The sequence below is a fragment of the Nocardioides speluncae genome, assembly GCF_003121585.1.
In the GTDB taxonomy this organism is placed as follows: Bacteria; Actinomycetota; Actinomycetes; order Propionibacteriales; family Nocardioidaceae; genus Nocardioides; species Nocardioides speluncae.
This window is the reverse complement of the sequence record NZ_QEOO01000022.1, coordinates 69,797-94,510: the sequence shown is the minus strand read 5'-3', so window position 1 is coordinate 94,510 and position 24,714 is coordinate 69,797. Positions and strand designations below refer to the sequence as shown.

At 70.1% G+C, this 24,714-nt stretch carries 25 protein-coding genes; 16 read left to right on the top strand and 9 right to left on the bottom strand.

Annotation, left to right across the window (positions count from 1 at the left end):
• The first annotated feature begins 71 nt into the window (after positions 1 to 71).
• The 4 genes from DDV73_RS12675 to DDV73_RS12660 all read left to right on the top strand — a co-directional run bounded on the left by DDV73_RS12675 (position 72) and on the right by DDV73_RS12660 (position 6,108).
• On the top strand, positions 72 to 716 hold the full coding sequence (locus DDV73_RS12675; protein WP_109507617.1) for a hypothetical protein: 645 nt from the start codon (positions 72 to 74) through the stop codon (positions 714 to 716).
• 63 nt (positions 717 to 779) lie between these two features.
• On the top strand, positions 780 to 1,226 hold the full coding sequence (locus DDV73_RS12670; protein ID WP_109507616.1) for an SRPBCC family protein: 447 nt from the start codon (positions 780 to 782) through the stop codon (positions 1,224 to 1,226).
• 55 nt (positions 1,227 to 1,281) lie between these two features.
• The gene (locus DDV73_RS12665) at positions 1,282 to 3,072 is read left to right on the top strand and encodes a 3-hydroxyacyl-CoA dehydrogenase family protein (RefSeq protein ID WP_170126025.1); all 1,791 of its coding nucleotides are present in this window, start codon (positions 1,282 to 1,284) and stop codon (positions 3,070 to 3,072) included.
• A gap of 177 nt (positions 3,073 to 3,249) precedes the next feature.
• Positions 3,250 to 6,108 carry an immune inhibitor A domain-containing protein gene (locus DDV73_RS12660; RefSeq protein ID WP_109507614.1) on the top strand — a complete coding sequence of 953 codons (2,859 nt, stop codon included), beginning with the start codon at positions 3,250 to 3,252 and terminating at the stop codon, positions 6,106 to 6,108.
• A gap of 130 nt (positions 6,109 to 6,238) precedes the next feature.
• Here DDV73_RS12660 and DDV73_RS12655 read toward each other — a convergent pair whose 3' ends face one another.
• Positions 6,239 to 6,808 (bottom strand): type VI secretion system tube protein Hcp, encoded by a 570-nt coding sequence (locus DDV73_RS12655; protein WP_109507613.1) that lies wholly within the window; start codon positions 6,806 to 6,808, stop codon positions 6,239 to 6,241.
• A 117-nt stretch (positions 6,809 to 6,925) separates the two neighbouring features.
• On the opposite strand from DDV73_RS12655, the gene DDV73_RS12650 reads away from it, so the two are divergent.
• From DDV73_RS12650 to DDV73_RS12640, 3 genes are all read left to right on the top strand, one after another.
• Positions 6,926 to 7,726, top strand: coding sequence for an alpha/beta hydrolase (locus DDV73_RS12650; protein WP_109507612.1), 801 nt, complete (start codon positions 6,926 to 6,928; stop codon positions 7,724 to 7,726).
• Between the two features lie 67 nt (positions 7,727 to 7,793).
• Positions 7,794 to 8,297, top strand: a complete 504-nt coding sequence (locus DDV73_RS12645; protein WP_206050847.1) for a SigE family RNA polymerase sigma factor — start codon at positions 7,794 to 7,796, stop codon at positions 8,295 to 8,297.
• Positions 8,290 to 9,411 (top strand): hypothetical protein, encoded by a 1,122-nt coding sequence (locus DDV73_RS12640; protein ID WP_109507610.1) that lies wholly within the window; start codon positions 8,290 to 8,292, stop codon positions 9,409 to 9,411. Before DDV73_RS12645 ends, DDV73_RS12640 begins: the two co-directional genes overlap by 8 nt.
• Positions 9,412 to 9,432: 21 nt before the next feature.
• Here the strand turns inward: DDV73_RS12640 and DDV73_RS12635 are convergent, their stop codons facing one another.
• Positions 9,433 to 9,969 carry a CGNR zinc finger domain-containing protein gene (locus DDV73_RS12635; RefSeq protein WP_109507609.1) on the bottom strand — a complete coding sequence of 179 codons (537 nt, stop codon included), beginning with the start codon at positions 9,967 to 9,969 and terminating at the stop codon, positions 9,433 to 9,435.
• Between the two features lie 38 nt (positions 9,970 to 10,007).
• Here DDV73_RS12635 and DDV73_RS12630 point away from each other — a divergent pair, with 38 nt between their 5' ends.
• Positions 10,008 to 10,976, top strand: coding sequence for an EamA family transporter (locus DDV73_RS12630; protein WP_109507608.1), 969 nt, complete (start codon positions 10,008 to 10,010; stop codon positions 10,974 to 10,976).
• A gap of 22 nt (positions 10,977 to 10,998) precedes the next feature.
• Entirely contained in the window at positions 10,999 to 11,586 is a 588-nt protein-coding gene (locus DDV73_RS12625) for a dihydrofolate reductase family protein (protein WP_109507607.1), read from the top strand.
• Here DDV73_RS12625 and DDV73_RS12620 read toward each other — a convergent pair.
• The 4 genes from DDV73_RS12620 to mce all read right to left on the bottom strand — a co-directional run bounded on the left by DDV73_RS12620 (position 11,583) and on the right by mce (position 16,349).
• Positions 11,583 to 12,764, bottom strand: coding sequence for an AI-2E family transporter (locus tag DDV73_RS12620; protein WP_109507606.1), 1,182 nt, complete (start codon positions 12,762 to 12,764; stop codon positions 11,583 to 11,585). The two genes, DDV73_RS12625 and DDV73_RS12620, sit on opposite strands and share 4 nt — an antisense overlap.
• 9 nt (positions 12,765 to 12,773) lie before the next feature.
• Positions 12,774 to 13,913: a coiled-coil domain-containing protein gene (locus DDV73_RS12615; RefSeq protein ID WP_109507605.1), complete on the bottom strand. Its 1,140-nt coding sequence runs from the start codon at positions 13,911 to 13,913 to the stop codon at positions 12,774 to 12,776.
• 533 nt (positions 13,914 to 14,446) lie between these two features.
• Positions 14,447 to 15,787, bottom strand: coding sequence for a crotonyl-CoA carboxylase/reductase (gene ccrA / locus DDV73_RS12610; protein ID WP_109507604.1), 1,341 nt, complete (start codon positions 15,785 to 15,787; stop codon positions 14,447 to 14,449).
• Between the two features lie 100 nt (positions 15,788 to 15,887).
• A complete protein-coding gene (gene mce, locus DDV73_RS12605) occupies positions 15,888 to 16,349 on the bottom strand; it encodes a methylmalonyl-CoA epimerase (RefSeq protein WP_109507603.1) in 462 nt (153 codons plus the stop codon).
• A 337-nt stretch (positions 16,350 to 16,686) separates the two neighbouring features.
• On the opposite strand from mce, the gene DDV73_RS12600 reads away from it, so the two are divergent.
• The 6 genes from DDV73_RS12600 (at position 16,687) to DDV73_RS12580 (ending at position 21,642) form a co-directional block, all read left to right on the top strand.
• Positions 16,687 to 17,883 carry an acetyl-CoA C-acetyltransferase gene (locus DDV73_RS12600; protein WP_109507602.1) on the top strand — a complete coding sequence of 399 codons (1,197 nt, stop codon included), beginning with the start codon at positions 16,687 to 16,689 and terminating at the stop codon, positions 17,881 to 17,883.
• A gap of 19 nt (positions 17,884 to 17,902) precedes the next feature.
• Complete coding sequence (gene meaB / locus DDV73_RS12595) at positions 17,903 to 18,892, top strand: methylmalonyl Co-A mutase-associated GTPase MeaB (protein ID WP_240617264.1); 990 nt, start codon at positions 17,903 to 17,905, stop codon at positions 18,890 to 18,892.
• Positions 18,893 to 19,110: 218 nt separating this feature from the next.
• Positions 19,111 to 19,281 carry a hypothetical protein gene (locus tag DDV73_RS27940; protein WP_154402750.1) on the top strand — a complete coding sequence of 57 codons (171 nt, stop codon included), beginning with the start codon at positions 19,111 to 19,113 and terminating at the stop codon, positions 19,279 to 19,281.
• A gap of 24 nt (positions 19,282 to 19,305) precedes the next feature.
• Complete coding sequence (locus tag DDV73_RS12590; RefSeq protein WP_109507601.1) at positions 19,306 to 19,827, top strand: PH domain-containing protein; 522 nt, start codon at positions 19,306 to 19,308, stop codon at positions 19,825 to 19,827.
• Between the two features lie 9 nt (positions 19,828 to 19,836).
• Entirely contained in the window at positions 19,837 to 20,325 is a 489-nt protein-coding gene (locus tag DDV73_RS12585) for a MarR family winged helix-turn-helix transcriptional regulator (protein WP_109507600.1), read from the top strand.
• Between the two features lie 33 nt (positions 20,326 to 20,358).
• Entirely contained in the window at positions 20,359 to 21,642 is a 1,284-nt protein-coding gene (locus DDV73_RS12580) for a hypothetical protein (protein ID WP_109507599.1), read from the top strand.
• A 4-nt stretch (positions 21,643 to 21,646) separates the two neighbouring features.
• Here the strand turns inward: DDV73_RS12580 and DDV73_RS12575 are convergent, their stop codons facing one another.
• A complete protein-coding gene (locus DDV73_RS12575) occupies positions 21,647 to 22,786 on the bottom strand; it encodes a serine/threonine-protein kinase (RefSeq protein ID WP_109507598.1) in 1,140 nt (379 codons plus the stop codon).
• A 32-nt stretch (positions 22,787 to 22,818) separates the two neighbouring features.
• Positions 22,819 to 23,184 carry a winged helix-turn-helix transcriptional regulator gene (locus DDV73_RS12570; protein ID WP_109507597.1) on the bottom strand — a complete coding sequence of 122 codons (366 nt, stop codon included), beginning with the start codon at positions 23,182 to 23,184 and terminating at the stop codon, positions 22,819 to 22,821.
• 101 nt (positions 23,185 to 23,285) lie between these two features.
• Between DDV73_RS12570 and DDV73_RS12565 the strand changes: the two genes are divergently transcribed.
• On the top strand, positions 23,286 to 23,906 hold the full coding sequence (locus DDV73_RS12565) for an NAD(P)-dependent oxidoreductase (protein WP_109507596.1): 621 nt from the start codon (positions 23,286 to 23,288) through the stop codon (positions 23,904 to 23,906).
• Between the two features lie 4 nt (positions 23,907 to 23,910).
• Here the strand turns inward: DDV73_RS12565 and DDV73_RS12560 are convergent, their stop codons facing one another.
• Positions 23,911 to 24,633: an SDR family NAD(P)-dependent oxidoreductase gene (locus tag DDV73_RS12560; protein ID WP_109507595.1), complete on the bottom strand. Its 723-nt coding sequence runs from the start codon at positions 24,631 to 24,633 to the stop codon at positions 23,911 to 23,913.
• Between the last annotated feature and the right edge of the window lie 81 nt (positions 24,634 to 24,714).

Here is a 24,714-nt window from a genome sequence, read left to right as displayed (position 1 = left end):
CTCCGAACGCACGCCGGTCCGTCGTGCGATAGTTCGGCCGGTCCACACCCCCGAGCCCGAGGAGTTCCAGCATGCTTCGCTACCGTCCCCGCTTCGCCGACGTCGCAGCCACCCTGGCACTCGTCATCGCCACCGGGGGAACCTCGTACGCCGCACTCGTCGTGACCTCCGCGAACATCAAGGACGAGACGATCCAGTCGCGCGACGTGCGCAACGGCACCCTCCAGTTGGCCGACATCAACGACAGCGCCGAGGTGAAGCTGCAGGGCAAGGTCGGCCCGAGAGGACCGGCCGGCCCGCAGGGTCTGCCCGGTCAGCAGGGAGAGCCGGGTCAGCAGGGCGTGCCGGGTCAGCAGGGAGAGCCCGGCCAGCAGGGAGAGCCCGGCCAGCAGGGCGTCCCGGGTACGAACGGAATCAGTGGGCTGGAGTACAAGTCCGTTCAGGTCAGTGGCACGGCTGCGGGATCGCTGACGGCGGAGGCAGCGTGCCCGGCCGGGAAACGGGTCATCGGAGGAGGCTTCTCGACCAACTCCGGGTCGATGATCTCCGGAAGCCGCGACAGCCAGCCCATGGTCTATCCGCCCGATGTCTCCCCTGACTTCCCCAACGGCGCCGAGGTGTGGCATGTCTCGGCCGCGATCGCCAACCGCAACGGCAGCGATCTCTCGACGCCGTGGCATCTCACTGCGTGGGCGGCCTGCGCGTACGCGCTCTGAGGTACGACGCACGGGTCGGCATGGTCCGCCGGCTGGTCGCCGACCTCGGGTAGCGTCCCCGCCATGGTCGACGTACACGCATCGGCGGTCTGTGCCGCGTCGCGGGAGCAGGCGTTCGCGTACATCGCGGACTATCGCCACGTCGGGACCTGGCTGTACGGCGTGAAGAGGTTCGTGCCGGTCGGCGACCTCGACTACGGCCTGGACTCGGTGTTCGACGCCGCGCTGACGATCGGTGCGCCGATCAAGACTCGCGTCAAGGTGGTCGAGTTCACCGAGGGCGAGCAGTTCGCGTTCGACTCGATCAAGGGCTTCGTCTGCTCGTCGACGTGGCGGTTCGAGTCGGTCGACGCGACCAGCACCCGAGTGAGCGCCGACATCTCCTACACGCTGCCCGGCGGGATCGCCAGCAAGGCGCTCGGGAAGGCGATCGAGCCGTTCGTCGGGATAGCGGTCAAGCACTCCGTGGGCGCGCTGCAGCGCGAGATCGAGGCCACCGCCGGCCGCTGAGAGCGTGACTGGACCCACAGTCCGAGGCCGCCCGGATCATGGCATGATCCCGGGCATGACCAGCGAGCAGCGTGAATTCGGCACCATCGGCGTGATCGGCCTCGGCACCATGGGTGCCGGAATCGCCGAGGTCTTCGCCCGCAACGGCGTCACCGTCATCGGCGTAGAGCTGAACGACGAGGCCGTGGAGCGGGGCCGCCAGCACCTCGAGCACTCCACCGGCCGAGCGGTCGCGCGCGGCAAGCTGACCGAGGACGAGCAGAAGGCGCTGCTCGACCGGATCTCGTTCGCCACCGACCTGAAGGCGCTCGCCGACGCTGAGCTGGTCGTAGAGGCGGTCGTGGAGTCGCTGGAGACCAAGAAGGAGCTGTTCGCCCAGCTCGACGAGATCGTCTCGCCGGAGACGGTGCTCGCCACCAACACCTCCTCGCTGTCGGTCACCGAGATCTCGACCGCCAACTCGCGGCCTGGCCGCGTGGTCGGCGTCCACTTCTTCAACCCGGCGCCGGTGCAGAAGTTCGTCGAGATCATCCGCACCGTGGTCACCGAGCCCGAGGTCCTGGACACCACCAAGGCGCTGGTCGAGAAGATCGGCAAGAGCCCGGTGGTCTGCGGCGATAAGGCCGGCTTCATCGCCAACACGCTGCTGTTCGGCTACCTCAACCACGCGGTGGCGATGTACGAAGGCAAGTACGCCAGCCGCGAGGACATCGACGCGGCGATGCGGTTCGGCTGTGGCTACCCGATGGGCCCGCTGGCGCTGCTCGACCTGATCGGCCTGGACACGGCGTACGAGATCCTCGACACGATGTACAAGCAGGGTCGCGACCGGCTGCACGCGCCCGCCCCGATCCTCAAGCAGATGGTCACCGCGGGCCTGCTCGGCCGCAAGACCGGCGCCGGCTTCTATACCTACGAGGGCCCGGACACCTCCGCTGTCGTAGACGACGCCCACACCCCGTCGGCCGACGACGCCCCGCAGTTCAAGCACGACATCAAGCAGGTCGGCGTGGTCGGCACCGGCACCATGGCGTCCGGCATCGTCGAGGTCTTCGCCAAGGCCGGGTACGACGTGCTGTACGTCGGCCGCTCGCAGGACAAGGTCGACGGGGTCAAGGCGACGATCGAGCGCTCGCTGGACAAGGCGATCCAGCGCGGCAAGCTGGAGGAGTCGGCCAAGGCCGAGGTGCTCGGCCGGCTGACCGGCACCACCAAGCTCGACGACCTGAAGTCGGTCGACATCGTGGTCGAGGCGATCGCCGAGGACCTCGGGATCAAGACCACTCTGTTCGAGAACCTCGACGAGATCTGCAAGCCTGGCGCGATCCTGGCCACCACGACGTCGAGCTTGCCGATCATCTCCTGCGCCAAGGCGACCAGCCGGCCGCAGGACGTCATCGGCATGCACTTCTTCAACCCGGCGCCGGTGATGAAGCTGGTCGAGGTGGTGACCACGGTCAGCACCTCCGACGACGTGGCCGAGACCGTCCGCGCGCTGTGCGCCAAGGTCGGCAAGCACGCCGTGTCCTGTAGCGACCGGGCCGGGTTCATCGTCAACGCGCTGCTGTTCCCGTACCTCAACGACGCGGTCAAGATGCTGGAGGCGCACTACGCGACCGCCGACGACATCGACACCGCGATGAAGCTGGGCTGTGCGCTGCCGATGGGCCCGTTCGAGCTGCTCGACGTGGTCGGTAACGACGTCTCGCTGGCGATCCAGAAGGAGCTCTACCTGGAGTTCCGCGAGCCCGGCTTCGCTCCCGCCCCGCTGCTGGAGCACCTGGTCACCGCCGGCTACCTCGGCCGCAAGACCAAGCGCGGCTTCCGCGACTACTCCCACCGCTGACCCGGCCCGTCTTCACTCCTGGCACCGCCGCCAGCGGGGTCTGAACTGTCCGGTTATGACCTGCTGGTAGGCCTAGCGGTACGCCGCTGACAGGTGCAGGATCGGGTCCTATCCGCCCACGAAGCGGCAGGGAAGTCCCGGTGAGGGAGACAGGCCGGGCCTCAGGTAGGGAGAAAAATGAAGACGAGCAGACTCGCGCGCAACCGCCTGCGCGCCGCGGTCGCCGTACCAGCACTCGCTCTCGTCGCCGCCGGTCTGGCGTCGACGGGCGCGTCCGGGGGTACGACGGCGAAGCCGGACCCGGCCCCGGCCGACAAGGCAGCCAGCGCAGCCGGTGACGACTACTACATCAACTACGTCGCCCCGCGCGCCGAGAAGGCCTTCGACGTCGACGTCCGGCTGAGCAAGAACGGCGCGAAGAACAAGGCCATCCTCAAGGACGCCCTCGACGAGGCTGCGGCGTACGACGCCAAGCACGCCGCCGGCAACCCGAAGGCGGCGCGTCAGCTCGCCCGCACCGAGGCCAAGGCGATCCGGACCGGGCTCAGCCCGCAGGAGCTGAACAGCAAGGCCGCCGGTAAGAAGAAGGGCCCGCAGGTCGCCAAGCTGCTCACCATCCTGGTCGAGTTCAACGAGGCCGCCAACGACGACTTCTCCGGCACCCAGGTCCCGGAGTTCTGGGGCTCTGAGGGCTGCAAGCCCGGCGCGGCCAGCCTGAACGGGCCGTTGCACAACGAGCTCCCCGACCCGGCGGACTTCGACCAGAAGGACAACAACTCGATGTGGGTGCCGGACTTCTCTCCGCGCCACTTCGACAAGATGCTGTTCACCAAGAAGGGCATCACCGAGCGGGTCCGCAAGGACCTGCGCGGGCCCGACGGCAGGCGCGGCATCGACATCTCCGGCTACACGATGAAGAACATGTTCGAGGAGATGTCGAAGGGCGCCTACACCGTCTCCGGCAAGACCACGCCGTGGGTCGAGGTGCCGCACTCCGAGGCCTGGTACGGCGCGACCACCTGCTTCCAGGACGAGGAAGGCAACTGGACGTACGGCGCGGTCCAGGACATGCAGGGCCACCCGGACAACGATCTCGGCCCCGGCCAGCTGCCGATCGACGCCGTGGCCGCGCTCGCTGAGGCCGAGCCGGACTTCCCATGGGCCGACTACGACGTCGAGGACCAGGGCGACGTCGACGGTGACGGCAACCTGCTCGAACCGGACGGCGTGATCGACCACGTCGTACTCGTGCACGCCGGCGCGGACAAGTCCAGCGGCGGTGGTGCCGAGGGCACCTACTCGATCTGGGCCCACTCCTCGGCGGTAGCCGGGGGCGCTCCGATCCCGGGCACCGACCTGCGGCTGTCCAACTACATCGTGCAGCCGGAGGACTCCGGCGTCGGCGTCTTCGCCCACGAGTACGGCCACGACCTCGGCCTCCCGGACCTCTACGACACCTCCGGTGCCGGGGACTCCGACGTCGACTTCTGGGACCTGATGTCCTCGGGCTCGCACTCGGGACCGATCTTCCAGTCGATGCCGACCCACATGGGTCTGTGGGACAAGTGGGTGCTGGGCTGGGCCGACCCGCTGGAGATCGAGCCTGGCGACGACGTACAGACGGCTGTGGTGGGCCAGACCTCGCGGCCGCCCGCGGGCACCGAGGACGGGCTCAAGGTCAACCTGCCGGAGAAGGTGATCAGTCTCGCCGAGCCGCACAGCGGCGCGAACATGTGGTACTCCAGCGCCGACCAGGACTGGGCCGACGTCAAGCTCAGCCGGACCGTCGAGGTGCCTGACGCCGCCGACGCGAAGTTCTGGATGTGGAACAACTACGTCATCGAGGCGGACTGGGACTACGGGTTCGTCGAGGTCTCGACCGACGGCGGCACCACCTGGACCGAGCAGAAGGTGTACGACGAGACCGGCACGCTGGTCTCGACCGACGACGACTACCCCGACCCGAACGGGCGGCTGGCCGACTACGGCGGCAAGAAGTACGGCCTCACCGGCGACACCCACGGCTGGCGGCACGACTACGTCGACCTGAGCGGGTTCGCAGGCCAGACCATCCAGCTGCGGCTGCGGCAGGCGACCGACGCCGGGTTCTTGGAGCGGGGCTGGTTCGGCGACGACTTCTCGGTCACCGGCGGTGGCGCGACCACCTGGACCGACGACGTCGAAGGCGCCGACAACAACGGCTGGACACAGACCGGCGGCACCTGGACCAACACGTCCGGCGCCGGCTGGGTCAAGCACTCCGGTACCGAGGTCAAGCAGCAGTACTACCTGGTCGAATGGCGCAACTACAACGGCTTCGACAAGGGCCTGCAGTACGCCTACGACACGACGTACTCGGAGACCGGCGCGCCGGCGACCAACGGCGCCTGGAAGGTCGAGAAGATCAAGTACAACGCGCCGGGCATGCTCGTGTGGTACCGCGACACGACGTTCGGCAACGTCAACCACGTGGCCAACAACGCCCAGTCGACGGTGCTCCCGAGCGCCGGCGCCAAGGGCGGGCTGCTGATCGTGGACAGCCACTTCGACCCGCTGCGCCGCAGTGGGGCGAACGCCGCCCTCGACCCGACGACGCTGAAGAACCTGCCGTCGCGGCCGCAGTCGTCGAACGCGGCGTTCGGCTTGGTCGACACCAAGCGGTTCAAGGAGTGCCAGCCGAAGCCGGACTTCACCGAGGAGTGCAACACCTTCGATCCGCAGGCTCCGGTGAAGACGTTCCGCGACACCCGGACCTGGTACCCGGGCATCGAGATCCGGGGAACCAGCCTGTTCTTCCGTGACATCGACGCCTCCACAGTGGTGCCGTCGAGGGGGAACGAGCAGTACTCGACCCGGGTAGTCGACGCCGATGGCACCCCGCTGCCGGAGTTCTACGGGACCGACATCGGGATCGGCATCCTCGGCACCGGCAACCCGAGTGACGACGGCGTCGCCTTCAACACCGTGATCTGGGTGGTGAAGGCGCTGCAGGGCAACAAGGCGGCGCGGATCAGCGTCGTACCGCCGACCCCCTAGTCGCTGACCGGGCACATTTGGTTTGTCGTAACGCGTCGACCGGGCACTTGTGGCGAGATGACCTCGCCACAAGTGCCCGGTCGGCGCGATTTGTGAACCATTAGTGCCCGGTCAGCGTTAGGAGCGGCCATTAGCAGGTCTGGCTGGCGGCGATGTTGAAGCAGAACTTGGACTGCAGCGTGGTCCCGTTGCTGGCGTAGATCGACTCGGTGATCTTCGCGTAGCGGATGGCCAGCTGCTCGTGGGTGTCGCCGGCGTTGCCCGACTTGGCCGTGTTCGTGCTGGCGAAGGTGACCTCCTCGAGCTCCCACTGCTGGAACCTGGTCGTGGTGCCTGCGTGGTAGAGCACCACGGTCAGCTTCGGTACGTGGGCTCCGGTCGCAGTGGTGCGCAGGATCGCCGGCGAGACCGCGTGCGCGTCGAGCGCGACCTGCGCCTCCGCGAACGTCGCCTTGGCACCGCCTGCCGGCACGTGTGCGCCGATCGAGAAGGAGCGGATGGGCAGGATCACCGTGCTGAAGCCGGAGAGCCGGAGGCTGCCGGCCCGCTGGCTCGCCGGGATGGCGGCAGCTCCGGGGGCGCTGGGGGCGTCGGCGCTCCCGGCCGGCGTGGGCCGGAGCAGCCAGGCGGACAGGGCGAGTGCTGCGCAGAGGGTGAGGACCGCGGCCCGGTTCGGGCGGCGGAGGGTGGTGGGTGACATCGGTACTCCTAGGAGAGGGGGCGACCAGTCCGACCTGGTCAGCACCGAGTCTGGATCGCTCGGAGCCCGGTTCGTCGCCGTTTCGACCGATCCCGGGGCGTGGCCGAGAATAGGTGCATGTCGCAGAAGATCCGTGCCAACTCCGTCCTGCCCGCCCGCCGGGAGCCGCTGACGCTCGAGACCGCCGACGGCCTCAAGCTGGTCGCGGAGCTGGCGGTGCCCGCCGAGCAGGCGCCGGTGGCCACGCTGATCTGTCTGCACCCGCTGCCCACGCACGGCGGCATGATGGACAGCCACGTCTTCCGCAAGGCGGCGTTCCGGCTGCCGGCGCTCGCTGGGATCGCGGTGCTCCGCTACAACTCGCGCGGCACGTGGAGCGAGCAGGGCACCAGCGAGGGCGCGTTCGACAACGCCCGCGGGGAGCGGTTCGACGTGGCCGCCGCGATCGAGTACGCCGAGTTCCACGACCTGCCCAACATCTGGCTGGTCGGCTGGTCCTTCGGCACCGACGTCGCGCTGATGCACGGCCTGGACCCGGGCGTGCAGGGCGCGATCCTGCTGTCGCCGCCGCTGCGCTTCTCGGAGCCGTCGCATCTGGCCGCCTGGGCCGAGGCCGGCAAGCCGGTGACCGCGCTGGTGCCGGAGTTCGACGACTACCTGCGGCCGGCGGAGGCCGCCGAGCGGTTCGCGGCCGTTCCGCAGGCCGAGGTGGTGCCGATGGCCGGCTCCAAGCATCTGTGGGTCGGCGATGCCGAGCGGGTCCTGGACGAGGTGGTACGCCGGGTTGCCCCGTCGGTCGCCGTACCTCTGCCGCGGGAGTGGGACGGCCCGATGGAGACCGCCGACACCTCGGCGTACAACGCCCACAACCTGTCCGCCTACAAGGACGTCCCGGTCCCCAAGCCGATTCAGGAATAGTTGCGCCCGACTGCAACGCGATCGGGCTCGCCGACGTCAGTTCTGCATGGATGTGGCGGTGGGGGCGATGACGGCCGGTGAGCTGAGCTTCGACGAATGGGTGTCGGCGCGGGTGCCGGCGCTGATCCGGTTCGCGTACCTGGTGACCGGCAGCCAGCACGCCGCGGAGGACGCGGTGCAGACCGCGCTCACCTCGGCGTGCGAGCGCTGGTCGCGGATCCAGCGCGCCGACGACCCGGATGCCTACGTGCGCCGGATGGTCGTCAACGCCCACGTGTCGTGGTGGCGCCGGTTCGGCCGGCGCGAGTCGGCGGTGCCGGAGGTGCGAGTGCTGTCGGCGGCGGCCGACCCGGCCGTCCGGATCGCCGAGGACGACGCGGTGTGGCGGGTCTGTGCGGGACTCGGCAGGACTCAGCGGGCGGCGATCGTGCTGCGCTTCTTCGAGGACCTGGAGTACGCCGAGATCGCGCGGATCCTGGGCTGCGCGGAGGCGACCGCCCGCTCCCATGTGCATCGGGCGCTGGCCGCGATGCGCACCGAGCTTGAGGCAGAGGAGGCTGATCATGCGTGAGGAGAAGGTGGAGCAGATGGTTCGGGAGAGTCTGGAGCGGCACGCTCACGAGGCGGATGTCGATGTACCGGTGGCCGATCGGGCCCGAGCCGCCGCGGGGCGGACGCCCAGCGCCGGCCGGCTGCTGCTCGTGGCCGCCGCGGTGGCCGCGATCGCGGTCGGAGGGGTCGCGATCGCGCAGACGGGCGGCGGAGATGGTGGCGGGCCTGCCCAGCCGACGAAGTCGAACGCACCGGTCGCGGTCGACGTGCCCGCCGACTGGCGTACGGAGGCCTGGCGCGGCGTCGAGGTGAAGGTCCCGCCGACCTGGGGCTGGGGTGGAGCGCCGGTCGAGGACGGCACCCTGCTGGACTGTGGCATCGGCTCCGCTCGCGCCGCCAGTGACCTCGGCCGGCCGTCGGCGGCGTACGTCGGGCGGCCGGTGTACCTGACCGACGCCTGCACCACGATCGACGCTGCCAATCGGCCGGCGCCGGCAGCGCCGTACGTCTGGCTGGGCGCGCCGCTGGAGCCCGGCACGGTCAAGCTCAGCGGCTACACCGAGGAGACGGTCGAGGTGGGCGGCACAACCGTGACCGTCGCGACCGACGATGCCGAGCTCCGCGCCCAGATCCTGGGCAGTGCCCGGCCGATTCCGGCCGATGCCGCCTGTGCGCCCGAGTTGGACGCGCCGCCGACGGCCTCCGGCGTCGGCGACGAAGGCCTGGGTCCGCCGCTCGGGATGACGGTCTGCACCTATCGCGAGGACGATGGCCGGTTGCGGCTGGCAACGACAGCGGAGTTCGACGCCGAGGCCACCGAGCGGCTGCTCCGAGCGGTCCACCGGGCTCCGCACGCTCGCTGCACCGCACCGCGTGACTCGGGTGAGGTGGCGGTGATCGAGGCCCGGGGTGAGGACAAGTTCGGAGCCGCAGGCAGCGTGAACACCCAGCGGCTGGTCGTCCATCTCGGTGGTGAGTGCCCCCAGGTCAACCAGGGCGAGGGGTGGCCGGACAAGAAGCTGACCCGGGCGATCGTCCAGGAGTGGACGGTCGGCGCGGTGCCGGTGACGTTGCACGGCCCGGCGGACGAGACCGGCGAGTTCGCCGGCTTGTTCATCGGCATCCTCGGCTGAGGGCCGCGCCAGGCCCGGGAGTCAGGCTCGGGCCTGGCGCGCCCGGTAGGCGGCGACGGCGGCGCGGTTGCTGCACGTCGTACTGCAGAACATGCGCGAGCGGTTGCGAGACAGGTCGAGGACGACGCCGTCGCAGTCGTCGTCCGCGCAGATCCCGAACCGCGACATCTCGTCGGCGCGGATCACGTCGATCATCGCCATCGCGGTCTCGACCAGGATCCGGGTCGCGAACGGCTGATCCACCTCGACCGCATGGATGTGCCAGTCCCACTGGTCGTGACGCACCAGCTGGGGGACCGCGCGCGACTCGGCCAGCATCCGGTTGACCAGCTCCACCGCCCCGTCGCGGTCGGCGGTGAGCAGCGCGCGCAGCCGTGGCCGGAGCGCGCGCACGGCCTCGAGCTCGGCGGCGTCGCGGTCATGCCGGCCGGTGTACTGGAACTCGTCGAAGTACGAGTCCAGCTGCTCGACGGTCTCCAGGGTGTCCGGTTCGTCGAAGGAGTTCACCAGGGCGACAGCAGCCTGCAGCGAGGTCTCAGTGTCATTAGTGAAAAGCACATTGACAGATTACACACATCCAACTACCGTCATGTGTCATGGCGACGATGACAGATGACACGGTGAACCTCTCCCGCCAGCGCATCGGCGCTGGGCTGGCGTTCGCGCTGGCGTCTGCCATCTCGTTCGGGCTGTCCGGCTCGCTGGCCCGCGGCCTGATGGACGCCGGGTGGACGCCGGCCGCGGCCGTGACCATGAGAGTGCTGGTCGCCGCAGCGGTCCTGGCGATCCCGGCCGTCATCGCGCTGCGCGGCCGCTGGGGGCTGCTGCGCCAGAACGCGCGGATGGTGACGGTGTACGGCGTCGCCGCGGTGGCGGGCGCCCAGCTGTGCTACTTCAACGCGGTCGTGCACATGGAGGTCGGCATCGCCCTGCTGATCGAGTACACCGCGCCGGTCGCGGTGATCTGCTGGCTGTGGGCGCGACACGGCCAGCGTCCCGGGCGGCTGACGGTGCTGGGCGCGGTGATCGCGGCGGCCGGGCTGGTCCTCGTGCTCGACCTGATGTCCGGAGCCGCCCTCAACCCGGTCGGCGTGCTGTGGGCGCTCGGAGCGATGGTCGGCGCGGCGACGTACTTCATCCTGTCGGCCGACGAGTCCACCGGGCTGCCGCCGATCGTGCTCGCCGCTGGTGGGCTGGCGGTCGGCGCCGTCACGCTGCTGCTGGCCGGCTGGGTCGGCATCCTGCCGCTCGCCGCGTCCACCGCCGACGTGGAGTACGCCGTCGGCACCGTCCCGTGGTGGCTACCGGTGCTCGCCCTCGGCGTGGTGACCGCGGCCCTCGCCTACGTCACCGGCATCGAGGCCGGCCGCCGGCTGGGCTCCCGGCTGGCCTCCTTCGTGGCGCTGCTGGAGGTCGTGGCCGCACTCGTCGCAGCCTGGCTGCTGCTCGGCGAGCTGCCGCGGGTGGTGCAGCTGCTCGGCGGCGTGCTGATCCTGGTGGGCGTGGTCGCCGTCAAGCTCGGCGAGCCCCGTGAGGCCCCTCTCCCTGTCGTCACCGGCACCTGACCTGAGCAGAAGGGCTGATCGCATGAGCAAGGTCATCGTGGACGTGAGCCCGTCGCTGGACGGCTACCTTGCTGGCGAGGAGGTCAGCGTCGAGCGACCGTTCGGGACCGCCGGGCATCGCCTGCACCGCTGGCTGGGCTTCGAAGGGGCGACCCCGGCCGAGGCCGATCACGAGGCGGCCGCAGCGATGTTCGTGACTGCCGGCGCGGTGGTCCTCGGCCGCCGGATGTTCGAGGTCGGCATCGGAACGTGGGGCGCGGACGGCGCCTTCGGCAGGCCCTGCTTCGTGGCGACCCACCGGCCGCACGAGAACGTCGACCGCGGCCCGACGTCGTTCGAGTTCGTCACCGACGGTGTGCCGGAGACCGTGGCCAAGGCGCGGGCGGCGGCCGGCGGCAAGGACGTGATCGTGGTGGGCGGCGCGTCGGTCGTCCAGCAGTGCCTGGCCGCGGGCCTGGTCGATGAGATGCGGCTGCACGTCGTACCCGTGCTTCTCGGCGCCGGCACACCGCTGTTCGCCGATTCGAGTGCCGCGCCGGTCGAGCTGGAGCAGACCGGAGTCGTGGCGACCGCCGAGGCCGTGCACGTGACCTACCGGGTCACCCGCTAACGAGCGTCCTGCCGTCGGATGAAGATCTCCCGGGTCAGCATCAGCACCCCGGCCGCGGTCGGCACCGCCATCAGCGCACCGACGAAGCCGAGCAGCGAGGCGCCGATGAGGGCCGCGATCACGGTCACCGAGCCGGGGACGTTGACCGAGCGGGCCATCACCTTCGGGTAGATCACGTAGTTCTCGACCTGCTGGTAGGCCAGGTAGAAGATGAAGCAGGCGATGGCCGTGCCGGGGCTGACGGTCAGGCCGATCAGGGAGACGATCACCATCGCGATCGTCGCGCCGACCATCGGGATCAGCGACAGCAGCGCGACCACGACCGAGAGCGCCACGGCGTACTCGCCCAGGCCCACGATGAACAGGAAGATCAGCGAGGTGAAGCCGGCGCACATCGCCACCACGAACGCGCCCGAGACGTAGCCGCCGACGCTGCGGATCACCTGGTCGCCGAGGCTGCTCACGCGCTCGCGGCGCGAGGCCGGGGCCAGCCGGTAGATGGCCTGTTTGGTCGCCGGCAGCGAGGCCAGGAAGTAGAGCATCAGCACGATCACGATGAAGGCGTTGGCCAGCGCGGAGAGTACGGCGATGCCGACGCCGACGGCGCCACCGAAGATCTTGCTGGCGAAGTCGCCGTCCTGGACGTACTCGCGCACCTTGTCGATGACGTCGTACCGCTCGTCGAGCTCCTTGATCTGCTGGTTGTTGGCCAGCTGGTCGAGCCACCCGGGGGCGTTCTCGGTCAGCAGCGCGACCTGGTCGCTGACCACCGGCACGATCGCCGCGACGAACAGCGTGATCCCGAGCAGCACCACGACGATCACGCCGAGCACGGACCAGGAGCGCGCCAGGCCGCGGCGCATGAAGAACTCCACCACCGGGTTCAGCCCGGCCGCGAGGAACATCGCCACCACGATCAGAATCAGGATCGATCCGACCGCGAGGATCTGCTGCCCGAGCCACCACGCGACCAGCGCGCCGAGGCCACCGAAGAAGCCGATGTAGAACGCCGAGTGGCGCTGCAGCGGCTCGCCCGGCTTGCCGAGGGGGTACGCCGCTAGCTGCTCGGCCGCCTCGTCGGCGGCGTCCTCAGCGCGCGCCGCCGCCGATGCCGCGCGGGCCGCGGCGTCGTCGGCCTTGGCCGCGCCCTCGGCGGCGTCCTCGGCTGCGTCGACCATCCGGTGGGATCAGGCCTCGTCGCCGAAGCCGGCCACCACGTTGCGCAGCGCACCGAGCTGGGAGGCGATGGCGTCGCGGCGACGGCTGAGCTGGTCGACCTCGGTGCGCAGCGTGGCGAGCTCGCGCTCGGCCTCCTCCTGCCCGGTGGCCGTGGCGGCCTCGGCCTGGGTGTGGGCGGCCTGGACGATCTGCTCGGCCTCGCGGCGCGCGCGGGCCAGCTGCGCCTCGGACTCGCTCTGCGCCTGCTGGCGGTGGGTGGTGGCCTGTGCGATCGCCTCCTGCGCCCGCTGCTCGGCGGCCGATGCCCGCTGCTCGGCCTCCTCGACCAGGCGCTTGGTCTCCGTGGTGGCGCTGGCGTGGTGCTCGGCGGCCTCGCGGGCCAGCCGCTCCTTCTCGACCGCGAGCGTACGACGGGCTTCGGCGACCTCGCGGTCGGCGGCGGCACGCAGCTTCTCGGCATCGCGCATGGTGGTGGTGCGCAGGTCGTTGGTCTCGTTCTGCGCGGCCAGGCGCAGCGCGTCGGTCTCCCGCTTGGCGGTGGCGACCGCGTCGGCCGCCTCGGCCAGGGCGAGCTTGCGCTCCTGCTCGGCGTCCTCGAGGATCCGGCCGCGGCTGTCCTCGAGCTCCTTGCTCTGCACGATCCGCATGTCCTCGGCCTCGCGCGCGGCGGCGGCGCGGATCGCCTTGGCGTCCTTGGTGGCCTGCTCGCGGATCTCGGCTGCCTCCCGGGCGGCTTCGTGGCGGACGTCGCCGGCCTCCTCCTCGGCGAGCCGGAGCATCTCGCTGGCGCGCCCACCGAGCCCGGTGTACGACGGAGTGTCGACCTCGGCGAGCTGGGCCTTGGACCTCTTGAGCTCCGCCTCGAGCTCGATCACCCGAGCTTCGGAGGAGGTGAGGCTGGTGCTGAGCCCGGACTTCTCGGCGGCGAACTGACGCAGGCGGGCGTCGACGGCCTCACGCTCGTAGCCGCCCTTGCGGACGACGGGGAACGAGGGGAGGGCCTGGACGGGCGGGAGCGGCGGCCGCGCGGTCGTGGAGGACGACCCCGACGTGCGGGCTTCTTTGTGGGCGGCGAGCACCTGGGTTGCCTGGTCGTCGACCGCAGCCTCCGGCTCTTCGTCGAAGATGGACAGGCCCTTGTCACTCATGACGTGCGTACCTCTTCCTGCTCAGGTGTGCCCCCCGGGATGGTAGGGCCCATACTTCCCGATCCCGAGCAAAGAACACACCCCGGGCCCGGACATCGGCCGGAACTGCATAGTCGGCCCATGCGGGTGTCCGCTTTGCGGTGGTGTCGGCGGGTCTGTACCGACGTGGTGACTCGGGTGGCGGTGTTGTGCGGAGCATTCTGACGCACGGCCGAGGGTTGTGCGCAGGCGGCACGCCCGAGAGTGGCGGTCCCGGCCAAAGAGCAGATCAAAGGCCAGGTCAGATGGCGGGTCACATGGGCAGGCCAAATGACAGCAGCCGGCCGGTGGCGTGGTGCCACGGCCGGCTGCTGCGTCGTACTCCCGGTGTCCTAGCCCGGATCCACCGATAGCCACCTACCGAGCGCCTCCATGCGGGCGCGCTGGCTGCGTTGGCGAAGACTCGACGGGCCTCCGGCCCGCCTTCGCTCCGCCGCCTTGCCATCACACCCGCCTGGCGACGCTCGCTACGGCGCCTATCGGTGGATCCGGGCTCAGATGCCTCGGAAGCGGTTGATCGCGTCGAGGTGCTGGTCGCGGAGCTCCTGGTTGCGCACGCCCAGGCCCTCCTCGGGGGCCAGGCAGAGCACGCCGACCTTGCCCTGGTGCAGGTTGTGGTGGACGTCCAGCGCGGCCTGACCGGTGTCCTCCAGCCGGTAGGTCCTCGACAGGGTGGGGTGGATCTTGCCCTGTGCGATCAGCCGGTTGGCCTCCCACGACTCGCGGTAGTTGGCGAAGTGCGAGGAGATGATCCGCTTGAGGTTCATCCACAGGTAGCGGTTGTCGTACTCGTGCATGTAGCCCGAGGTGGACGCGCAGGTGGTGATCGTGCCGCCCTTGCGGGTCACGAAGACCGAGGCGCCGAAGGTCTCCCGGCCCGGGTGCTCGAAGACGATGTCGATGTCCTCGCCGCCGGTGAGCTCGCGGATCGCCTTGCCGAGGCGCAGCCACTCCTTGGGGTTCTGCTGGGTGCCCTCCTCGTTCCAGAACTTGAAGTCCATCTCGGAGCGGTTGATGACCTTGTCGGCGCCCATGCTGCGCACGATCTTGGCCTTCTCCTCGTTGGAGACAACGCAGATCGGGTTCGCGCCGCCGTTGAGCGCGTACTGGGTGGCGAAGCCGCCGAGACCGCCGGAGGCCCCCCAGATCAGCACGTTGTCGCCCTGCTTCATGTTGCCGCCGTTCGCCGAGACCAGCTGGCGGTAGGCGGTGCAGTTCACCAGGCCGGGGGAGGCGGCCTCCTCCCAGGTGAGGTGCTCGGGCTTGGGCATCAGCTGGTTGGCCTTGACCATCGCGACGTCCGCGAGGCCGCCGAAGTTGGTCTCGAAGCCCCAGATCCGCTGCGACGGGTCGAGCATCGTGTCGTTGTGGCCGTCGGGAGCCTCCAGCTCCACCGACAGGCAGTGCGCGACGACGCGGTCGCCGGGCTTCCACTTGGTGACACCCGCGCCGACGGCGAGGACGACGCCGGACAGGTCCGAGCCGACGATGTGGTAGTCGAGGTTGTGCCGCGCGCCGAGGTCGGACTCGCGGCCGTAGCGCTCGAGGAAGCCGAACGTCGAGACCGGCTCGAAGATCGAGGTCCAGACGGTGTTGTAGTTGATCGCCGAGGCCATCACCGCCACGAACGCCTCGCCCGGGCCGAGCTCGGGCAGCGGTACGTCGTCGACGTGCAGCGACTTGCGCGGGTCCTTCTCCTTCGAGGGCATGCCCTCGAACATGTCGACCTCGTCCTTGTGGACGGTCATCGCCCGGTAGGACTCGGGGAGCTCCAGGCTGGCGAAGTCGTCCTTGCCGGTGTCGTCGGCGAGGATCGCGTCGAGGATGTTCTGCACGGGTTGGCTCCCTCAGGCTTGGGTGTCAGGTGGAACGCGCCGAAGATTACCGGCCGGTAACGGTGGCGCGGAACAGATGTGTGTGAACTCTCAGTGCTTGTCAGTGGGGGTCAGTGGGGGCGTCGGCGGCCGGTTCGACCAGCTCGACCAGGACGCCACCGGCGTCCTTAGGGTGCACGAAGTTGATCCGGGAGTTGGAGGTGCCGCGCCGCGGTGCGTCGTACAGCAGGCGTACCCCGCGCTCGCGCAGCACCGCGGAGACCGCCTCCACGTCCACCACCCGGTAGGCCAGCTGCTGCAGGCCCGGCCCCGAGCGGTCCAGGAACTTCGCGATCGTGGACCCCTCGTTCAGCGGCGCGAGCAGCTGGATGCAGGAGCCGGAGTCGCCGACCGCGAGCATCGCCTCCCGGACGCCCTGCTCCTCGTTGGTCTCGTCATGGGCGACCCGCATGCCGAAGGTGTCGCGGTAGAACGCGATCGCTTCGTCCAGGTCGGGTACGGCGATGCCGACGTGGTCGATCGCGGTGAAGAGGTGCTCGGGAAGGTCCAGCGGTGCGGTCATGCCGCACATCGTCGTACGTCGGAGAGCGAGGCGCGACCCGGTGTGAGCATTCCGACACCGGGCCGCGCCGATTCCCGGCCTCGGGCGGGCTCCTAGGACCACATCCCTAGTCCGGGAGCCGGCCGAGGCTCCCCTCAGCAGAACATCCGGCGCAGTTCGCCAGGTATCGGCCGATCGGACAGACATCGGACCAGGCCGGGTGGTTCTGAGGGTCACCAGTGTCCCGGGAGCAATCGGACACCTGGTGTGACCTACCCGGCACCCGGGCGCTCTCCCCACGGCCGCGCGAGGTGGGTATCGTCGCCAGTATCCGAACCCGCACGCCAGGAGGAACCCCATGTCATCGAACACCGGCGGATCAGTCATCGTTGCCGGGGCGCGTACCCCGGTCGGCCGCCTCCTGGGTGGGCTCAAGGACCTGTCGGCCGCCGACCTCGGCGGGGTCGCGATCAAGGGCGCTCTGGCGAAGGCCGGCGTGGCCGGCGACCAGGTCGACTACGTGATCATGGGCCAGGTCATCCAGGCCGGCGCCGGCCAGATCACCGCCCGCCAGGCCGCGGTCAAGGCCGGCATCCCGATGAGCATCCCGTCGATCACGATCAACAAGGTCTGTCTGTCCGGCATCAACGCGATCGCGCTGGCCGACCAGCTGATCCGCGCCGGCGAGCACGACATCGTCATCGCCGGCGGCATGGAGTCGATGACCCAGGCCCCGCACCTGCTGCCGAAGTCCCGTGAGGGCTTCAAGTACGGCGACACCAAGCTGGTCGACTCGATGGCGTACGACGCGCTCTACGACCAGTTCACCGACCAGGCGATGATCAACCTCACCGAGAGCTGCAACGTCGCCAGCGCCAACCTCTCCCGCGAGGAGCAGGACGCGTTCTCGGCCCAGTCCCACCAGCGCGCGGCACTGGCCTGGAAGAACGGCGTGTTCGACGACGAGGTGGTCCCTGTGACTATTTCTTCCCGCAAGGGCGACGTCGTGGTCGCGCAGGACGAGGGCATTCGCGGCGACACCACCGTCGAGTCGCTGGCCGGCCTCCGCCCGGTCGCCAAGGACGGCACCATCACCGCCGGCTCGGCGTCCCAGATCTCCGACGGCGCCTGCGCGGTCGTGGTGATGAGCAAGGCCAAGGCCGAGGAGCTCGGCCTGGAGTGGCTCGCCGAGATCGGCGCCTCCGGCCAGGTCGCCGGCCCCGACTCGACGCTGCAGCTGCAGCCGGCCAACGCGATCGCGAAGGCTGCCGAGAAGGAGGGCATCGCGGTCTCCGACATCGACCTGTTCGAGCTCAACGAGGCGTTCGCGGCCGTCGGCATCGAGTCCGCTCGCCAGCTCGGCGCCTCCGAGGACAAGGTCAACGTCAATGGCGGCGCGATCGCGATCGGCCACCCGGTCGGCATGTCCGGCGCCCGGATCGTGCTGCACCTCGCGCTCGAGCTCAAGCGGCGCGGCGGCGGCACCGGCGCGGCCGCGCTGTGCGGCGGTGGCGGTCAGGGCGACGCGCTGATCATCCGCGTCCCCAAGGCCTGACACAGAGCTAGGGATCGACTTGACCGACGTGGCTGACCGGTCGCCGCGACCGGCCCGGGCAGCTCCGTCGGTACCCGACCTCGTTGCCCGCGCCCGCGACGGTGATCCGCGGGCGGTGGCGCGGCTGATCTCGATGGTCGAGGACGCCTCGCCGCTGCTGCGCGAGGTGATGACGTCGCTGGTCGGCCACGCCGGGCGCGCGCACGTCGTCGGCGTGACCGGTTCGCCGGGCGTCGGCAAGTCGACGTTCACGTCCGCGCTGGTCAGCGAGCTCCGCAGGGCCGGCCGGCGCGTCGGCGTACTCGCGGTGGACCCGTCCTCGCCGTTCTCCGGCGGGGCGCTGCTCGGCGACCGGGTCCGGATGTCCGAGCACGCGCTCGACGCCGGCGTCTATATCCGCTCGATGGCCTCTCGCGGACACCTGGGCGGGTTGTCCTGGTCGACGCCGCAGGCGCTGCGGGTGCTGGACGCCGCCGGCTGCGACGTGGTCCTGGTGGAGACCGTCGGCGTCGGTCAGAGCGAGGTGGAGATCGCGGGCCTGGCCGACACCACGCTGGTGCTGCTCGCGCCCGGCCTCGGCGACGGCATCCAAGCGGCCAAGGCGGGGATCCTCGAGATCGGCGACGTGTACGTCGTCAACAAGGCCGACCGCGACGGTGCCGACGACGTACGCCGCGATCTCCGCGGCATGCTCCGGCTCGCTGAGCGGGCCGACGGGGCCTGGCGGCCGCCGATCCTGAAGACCGTGGCCCAGAACGGCGACGGGGTCGCCGAGGCAGCCGCCGAGATCGACGGCCACCGGGCCTGGCTGGAGGAGTCCGGCAAGCTGGCGGCGCGTCGTACCCGACGGGCGCGGGACGAGGTCGAGGCGATCGCGGTGACCGCGCTCCGCGAGCGCTGGGGCGATGTGCACGCCCGCAGCGAGCTGGATGCGCTGGCCGCCCGGGTCGTTGCCGGCGAGCTCGACCCGTACGCCGCTGCCGACGAGCTGCTTGCCGAGTTCGCCTAGTCCCTAGTTCACCGACACGTGATCTCGCGCTCGGCGCGCTGGTCGGACGAGTGTCGGTGCCGGCTGCTAGCGTCGTAACAGGCTTAAGGGACGGCGCATCGGGAGATTTCGGTCAAGAGGGATGTTCGTGCGCCTGCCATTCGTCGTACCGTCGAGATGTTGAGTTGTTGCGCGTGCCGGTCCGCCATGTCCGCACGGCCGCTGGAAAGGTAGAAGTCATGGACACGAAGAAGCTCCTGATTATCGTCGGCGTGCTCTTCGTCGGGTTCTGGATGTTCACGGACCCCACTGGGTTGGCAGACCTGACCAAGTCCGGCGGCGGCAACGGCTGGGATCTGATCCAGGAAGCGTTCGAGAACGTCATCGACTTCATCAACGAACTCGTCTAACAGGCCGAGCCGGAGGAGGGCGCCGTGGCGCTGCTGAGCGGTCTCACCGACCCCAACATCAAGCGACACCTGCTCCGTGACGAGGGCGAGGTCATCGTCGACGAGGTGCGCCACCACTGGGTGGTGTTCGCTCTCCCCGTGCTGGAGATGCTCGTCGCGCTGATCCTGATCCTGGTGGTGCCGTTCACCCGGGTCGACCTGGCCTGGTTCCCGTTCGTGCTCGGAATCGCGGTGCTGATGCACGCCGGCTGGAAGGCGCTGACCCAGCACATGGACCGCTTCGTGATCACCAACATGCGGGTGTTCCGGGTCAACGGCGTCTTCTCCCAGAAGCTGGCCACGATGCCGCTGATCCGAATCCTCGACATCAGCGTGATCAAGCCGTGGCACGGTCGGATCCTGGGCTTCGGCCACTTCACCTTCGAGTCCGCCGCCCAGGAGCAGGGCCTGCGCGACATCCGGTACATCGGCCGGCCCGACGAGCGCGACCTGACCATCCAGCGAGTCGTACAGCGGTCCGGCCTCCGCGGCCGTACGCCGAACTAGCCGCCGCCAGTGACACTCCCGTTCGACCCGATCGACGAGGCTGCCCGGCAGTGGGGGGAGCGCTGGGACCGGGTTCCCGCGATGCACGCGGTCACCTCGCTGATGCGGGTCCAGCAGCTGGTGATCGGCCGGCTGGACGCGATCCTCAAGCCGCACGGCCTGACCTTCGCCCGCTACGAGGCACTGGTGCTGCTCGTCTTCTCCTCCCGCGGATCGCTGCCGCTCGGCAAGATGGGGGAGCGGCTGCAGGTGCACCCGACCTCGGTCACCTCGATCGTGCAGCGGCTGACCGCGGCCGGATTGGTACGGCGCGTACCCCACCCCGAGGACGGCCGCACGGTGCTCGCCGAGATCACCGACGCCGGCCGTGAGCTGGTCGAGCGGGCGACCGCGGACCTGGTCGCCGCCGACTTCGCCCTCGGCGCACTCGAGGACGAGCAGCTGACCGGCATCTCCGAGCTGCTCCGCCCGGTCCGCCAGGCCGCAGGCGACTTCTAGGGCATGTCCCTGGGGTCGCTATCGTTCGGCAGCATGAGACTCAGGCAGCTGGCAGCGACCGCGGCTGCGGCACTCGTCGTACTCTTTGCCGCGGCGCCGGGCCAGGCCGCCGCCGACCCGATCGAGCTCGGCGGTACGCCGGTCCCGGGCGGCACCGGCAGCACCGACGCGGCGAAGCCGACCGAGCTCACCGCCGGCGTCTGGATCGACGAGCTGGGCTCGGACGTCGCCTCTGGGACCCACTACTACGAGTACACCCGCGCCTCAGAGGGCGAGGAGACCAGCACCGTCCTCGTCGGCGCGATGACGGCGGGCCTGCCCGATCTCAGTGACTCCATCAGCCTGTCGGTCACCACCGCCGACGACGCGTCCTGCGCGGACGGCAACGCTGACCGCGGTGCCGGCGTGTGGCCGTTCGGCACGTCGGTGTTCGTGGGCTCGAGCGACGCTGAGAGCTGGGAGGGCGAGTGCACCGTGGCGCGCACGCTCCGGATCAAGGTCACCCACAACGGCACCGGTGACCAGTCCGTCCCGGTCGCGATCAAGATCGTCGAAGAGGCCCGGGTCAAGACGGCGGTCGCCGACATGCCACCCGGGGTGAAGGCGGAGACTCCGGTGCCGACCCCGAAGGTGTCGGGTGAGACCGAGCCGCTGGCCGGAGCGACCTCGCTGGCCGACGCTCCGGAGCTGACGACCGGGAGCTTCACCACCACCCTCCTCGAAGGCGGCGCGCAGGTCTGGAAGGTGCCGCTCGACTGGGGCCAGGACCTCATCGCGCGGGCCCACATCCCGACCGTGCAGGCCGAGGACGAGACCCTTTCGGTCTACGGGCCTAACGTCGAGCTGTCCTTCCTCAGCCCGATGGGCGCCACTATCGCGAGCCCCTACGAAGACGCGGTGGGCGACGGGACCGTGTCCGACGAGGAGCCGGTCGAGCTGATCAACGCGACCGGCCCAGTCCGGCTCCAGCCCCGGTACGACAGCGAGACCGCCGGCACTACGACACCGGGCGACTTCTACGTGGTGCTGGGTGCCGAGACCCTCACCGACCTCGAACGAGACCCGCGCGAGCTGCCGGTGACCCTCGACGTCGAGATCCGCGGCGACGGCGAGCCAGCACCGGAGTACTTCAAGGAGCCGCCGTTCCTGGTCGGGCCGGACACCCGCAGCGACGTGGTGTCGGGGTCCGGGATCTCCAAGGCCGAGCAGGACGCCCTGGACGCCAAGCGGACCCAGAAGATCATCGCCGCCACCGCCCTCGCGCTGGTCGGGCTGGTCGCCACTGGTGGCGGACTGACCCTGCTCCGCCGCCGTTAGCCGGTCAGATCGAGAGCAGGACCAGGACGGCGGCGACCAGGCAGGCGAGGCCGAACGCGATCAGAAGTACGCCGGGCAGCGGCGACCTGCGCCGAGCTATGGCCTCCGCGCCTGGAAGCGCGGGCCGTGCCGCGGTCTCCGGACGGGTGCCGGACGGGCGGTTGCGCTGGCTCGGCCAGCTGGCGTCGACCGCGGCGGTGGCGGCGTCGCCGTTCGGGGTGAGCGTGGTCTGCGCGGTCGACGACGCGGCGGAGGAGGCGCTGGTGACCGTCGGCATCGAGAACGGCTGGGTCGGAAACTGGGCGACCGGCCCGTCCTCGAAGTGGTCGCGCACCGACACCTCCTCATCGGGTGCCGGGGGGATCGCGGTGAGCCGGAGGGCGGCGAGCTCCTGACGTAGCTGGGACGCGGAGGCGGGTCGGGCGGTCACCTCCTCGCGGGTGGCCCGGCCGAGCAGCTCGACCAGGCCGTCGTGCGCCGCGTCGCCGGTCAGCTCGGGCAGGGTCGGCTCGCCGGCGTTCGCCGGCGGCCGCTGGCCGGTGAGCATCTCCAGGCCGACCAGGCCCAGGGCGTAGAGGTCCTGGCGCGGGTCCGGGTCGGCACCGTGCCACTGCTCGGGCGCCATGTAGCCGGGGCTGCCGATCACCATCGAGGCGTGCGTCATCCGCGGCTCGTCGAGTGGGACGGCGATGCCGAAGTCGGTCACCCGCAGATGCGGTACGCCGCGGCGGGTGGGCTCCAGCAGCAGGTTGGCGGGCTTGATGTCGCGGTGCACGATCCCGGCCGCGTGCACCGCCTCCAGCGCCTGCAGCGCCTGGTCGAGCAGCATCCCGATCCAGCGCACCGGCAGCGCGCCGTACTCGCTCATCAGCGTGGCCACCGAGCCGCCGCGCACCAGCGGCATCGTGAACAGCACCCGGTCGTCCATGCCGGCCCATGACTGCGGCGTGACGACGTGCGGGTGGTCGATCCGCATCGACTGCTCGCGCACGAACCTCAGCAGCGTGGCGGCGTCGGACTGGCGCAGGATCTTGGCCGCCTTGACCTGTTCGTCGGCGCGGTCGTGGATGCGCCAGACGGTGCCCATGCCGCCGACAGCGACGGGGTCGAGGAGCTCGTAGCGGCCTGCGAAGACTTCACCCACGAGGGTGCACTCTACGGCCTCGCCAGTCGCGGTCAGCCGAGGTCTGCGGCCTCACGGGCGTCGAGCAGCTCGTCCCAGTGCTCGGCGGCCCAGGCACAGAGATCGTTGAGCGGCTCGATCATGCTGCGGCCCAGCGGGGTGAGCTCGTAGGTCACCTGTGGCGACCTTCCGGCACCCACGTTGCGGGATACCAGGCCGTCGCGCTGCAGCCGGCGCAGCGACGTGGTCAGCGACTTCGCTGTGATGCCGTGCAGTGGCACCCTCAGCTCGGAGAAGCGGCGCGGCCCGCCCTCCAGGCAGCGCACGATCATCGCGCCCCACTTGTCGCCCACCCGCACGGGGTTCAGCGTCGACGGGCACAGCTCGTCGAACAGGTCCGGCGGCAGCGGAGTCGGCATGCCCGTGACGGTAGCCGGTTTCCGGTTGGAAACCACGCGGCTGGCTAGCGTCCCGCATCGAGCCACTGACACGGGTCGGGGCCGGTGAGGAAGGGACAGCAATGGGCAACGTCGTGATCTTCGGAGCAGGTGGCCAGGCGGGTTCGGCGGCGGCGGCCGAGGCGCGCCGCCGCGGTCATGCGGTGACTGCGGTGGTGCGCGATCCAGGACAGTACGCCGCCCTCGGCGAGACCGGGGTCGCGCTGGTCGCCGGCGACGTCACCGATGCGGACAGCGTGGCAGCGGTCGCGGCCGGGCACGACGCTGCGATCGTGGCGGTGTACGACGGCGCTGCCCCGGCCGACGAGTTCTTCCGTCGTGCAGGGCAGAGCCTGGACAACGGCCTGACCAGAGCGGGTGTGACGCGCGTGGTCGTGGTCGGCCTCGCGTCCATCCTGCCGACTGCCGACGGTGTGCCGCTGATGGACACCGACGGCTACCCGACGGCGTACCGCTCGTTCTTCCTTGCCCACGCCGGGTTGCTCGAGGTCCTCGGGGAGTCCGCGTTGGACTGGGTGGCGGTCAGTCCGGCTGGGGACTTCGGCGGGGAGCGGACGGGCGCCTATCGGGTGGCGAGTGCGGACGCCACGAGCCGGGTCAGCTATGCCGACCTCGGGATCGCCCTGCTGGACGAGATCGACTCGCCGGCACACCACCGCACCCACGTCGGGGTGGAGTCGTGACTGTTCAGGTGGTGAGCTCCAGCGTCTGACCGGTGAGCGAGGCGGCGCCGCTGCTGGCCAGGTACATCACGACCGAGGCGACCTCTTCGAGGGTGCCGGCGCCCTGCAGCCGCGAGCGGGTGAGCAGCGGGCCGGAGCTGCGGTCGATCTGCACTCGGAGCTGGGTCTGCCGCGGCACCTGTACGCCGGAGCTCAGCGAGTTGACGCGGACGCCGTGCCGGCCCCAGGTGGTGCCGATCCGCTGGGTGAGGGCGGCGTACTCGCCGCTGGAGGCGGTCGAGCCGTGGGTCAGGTCGAACCACTGGCGCACGATCGGGGTGTTGATCACCGAGCCGCCACCACGGACCCGGCTCTCACCGAGGCGGTAGCGCAGCCGGGTGGCGAGCGAGAACGGGCCGATCAGTCCTAGGCGCGCGGCGTGCGCGATGAACTCGCGGTCGTGGGCCTCCGATGCCGGCAGCCGGACGCCCGCGGCGTTGACCAGGATGTCGACGGCCTTGATCCGCTCTGCGGTCTCGATGATGGCGTCGCGGTCGTTGAGCCGGAGCTGGAAGTAGGAGAAGCGGGAGAGATCGGCGTCGTAGAAAGAGGTGAGGTACTGGGTGCCGGTGATGGTTACGTGCGCGCCGGCATCGGCAAAGGTATGTGCCACGGTCAGACCCAATCCGCGGGTCCCCCCAGTGACGACGACACGACGTCCGGAGAAGTCGTACGTCGGCTCACCCATTTGCTCTCCCCTCCACGCCAGACGCGGGGCATTCTGTCATGGAATGTATCGGTCCCGAAAAATATGTCTCACCTGCGCAAC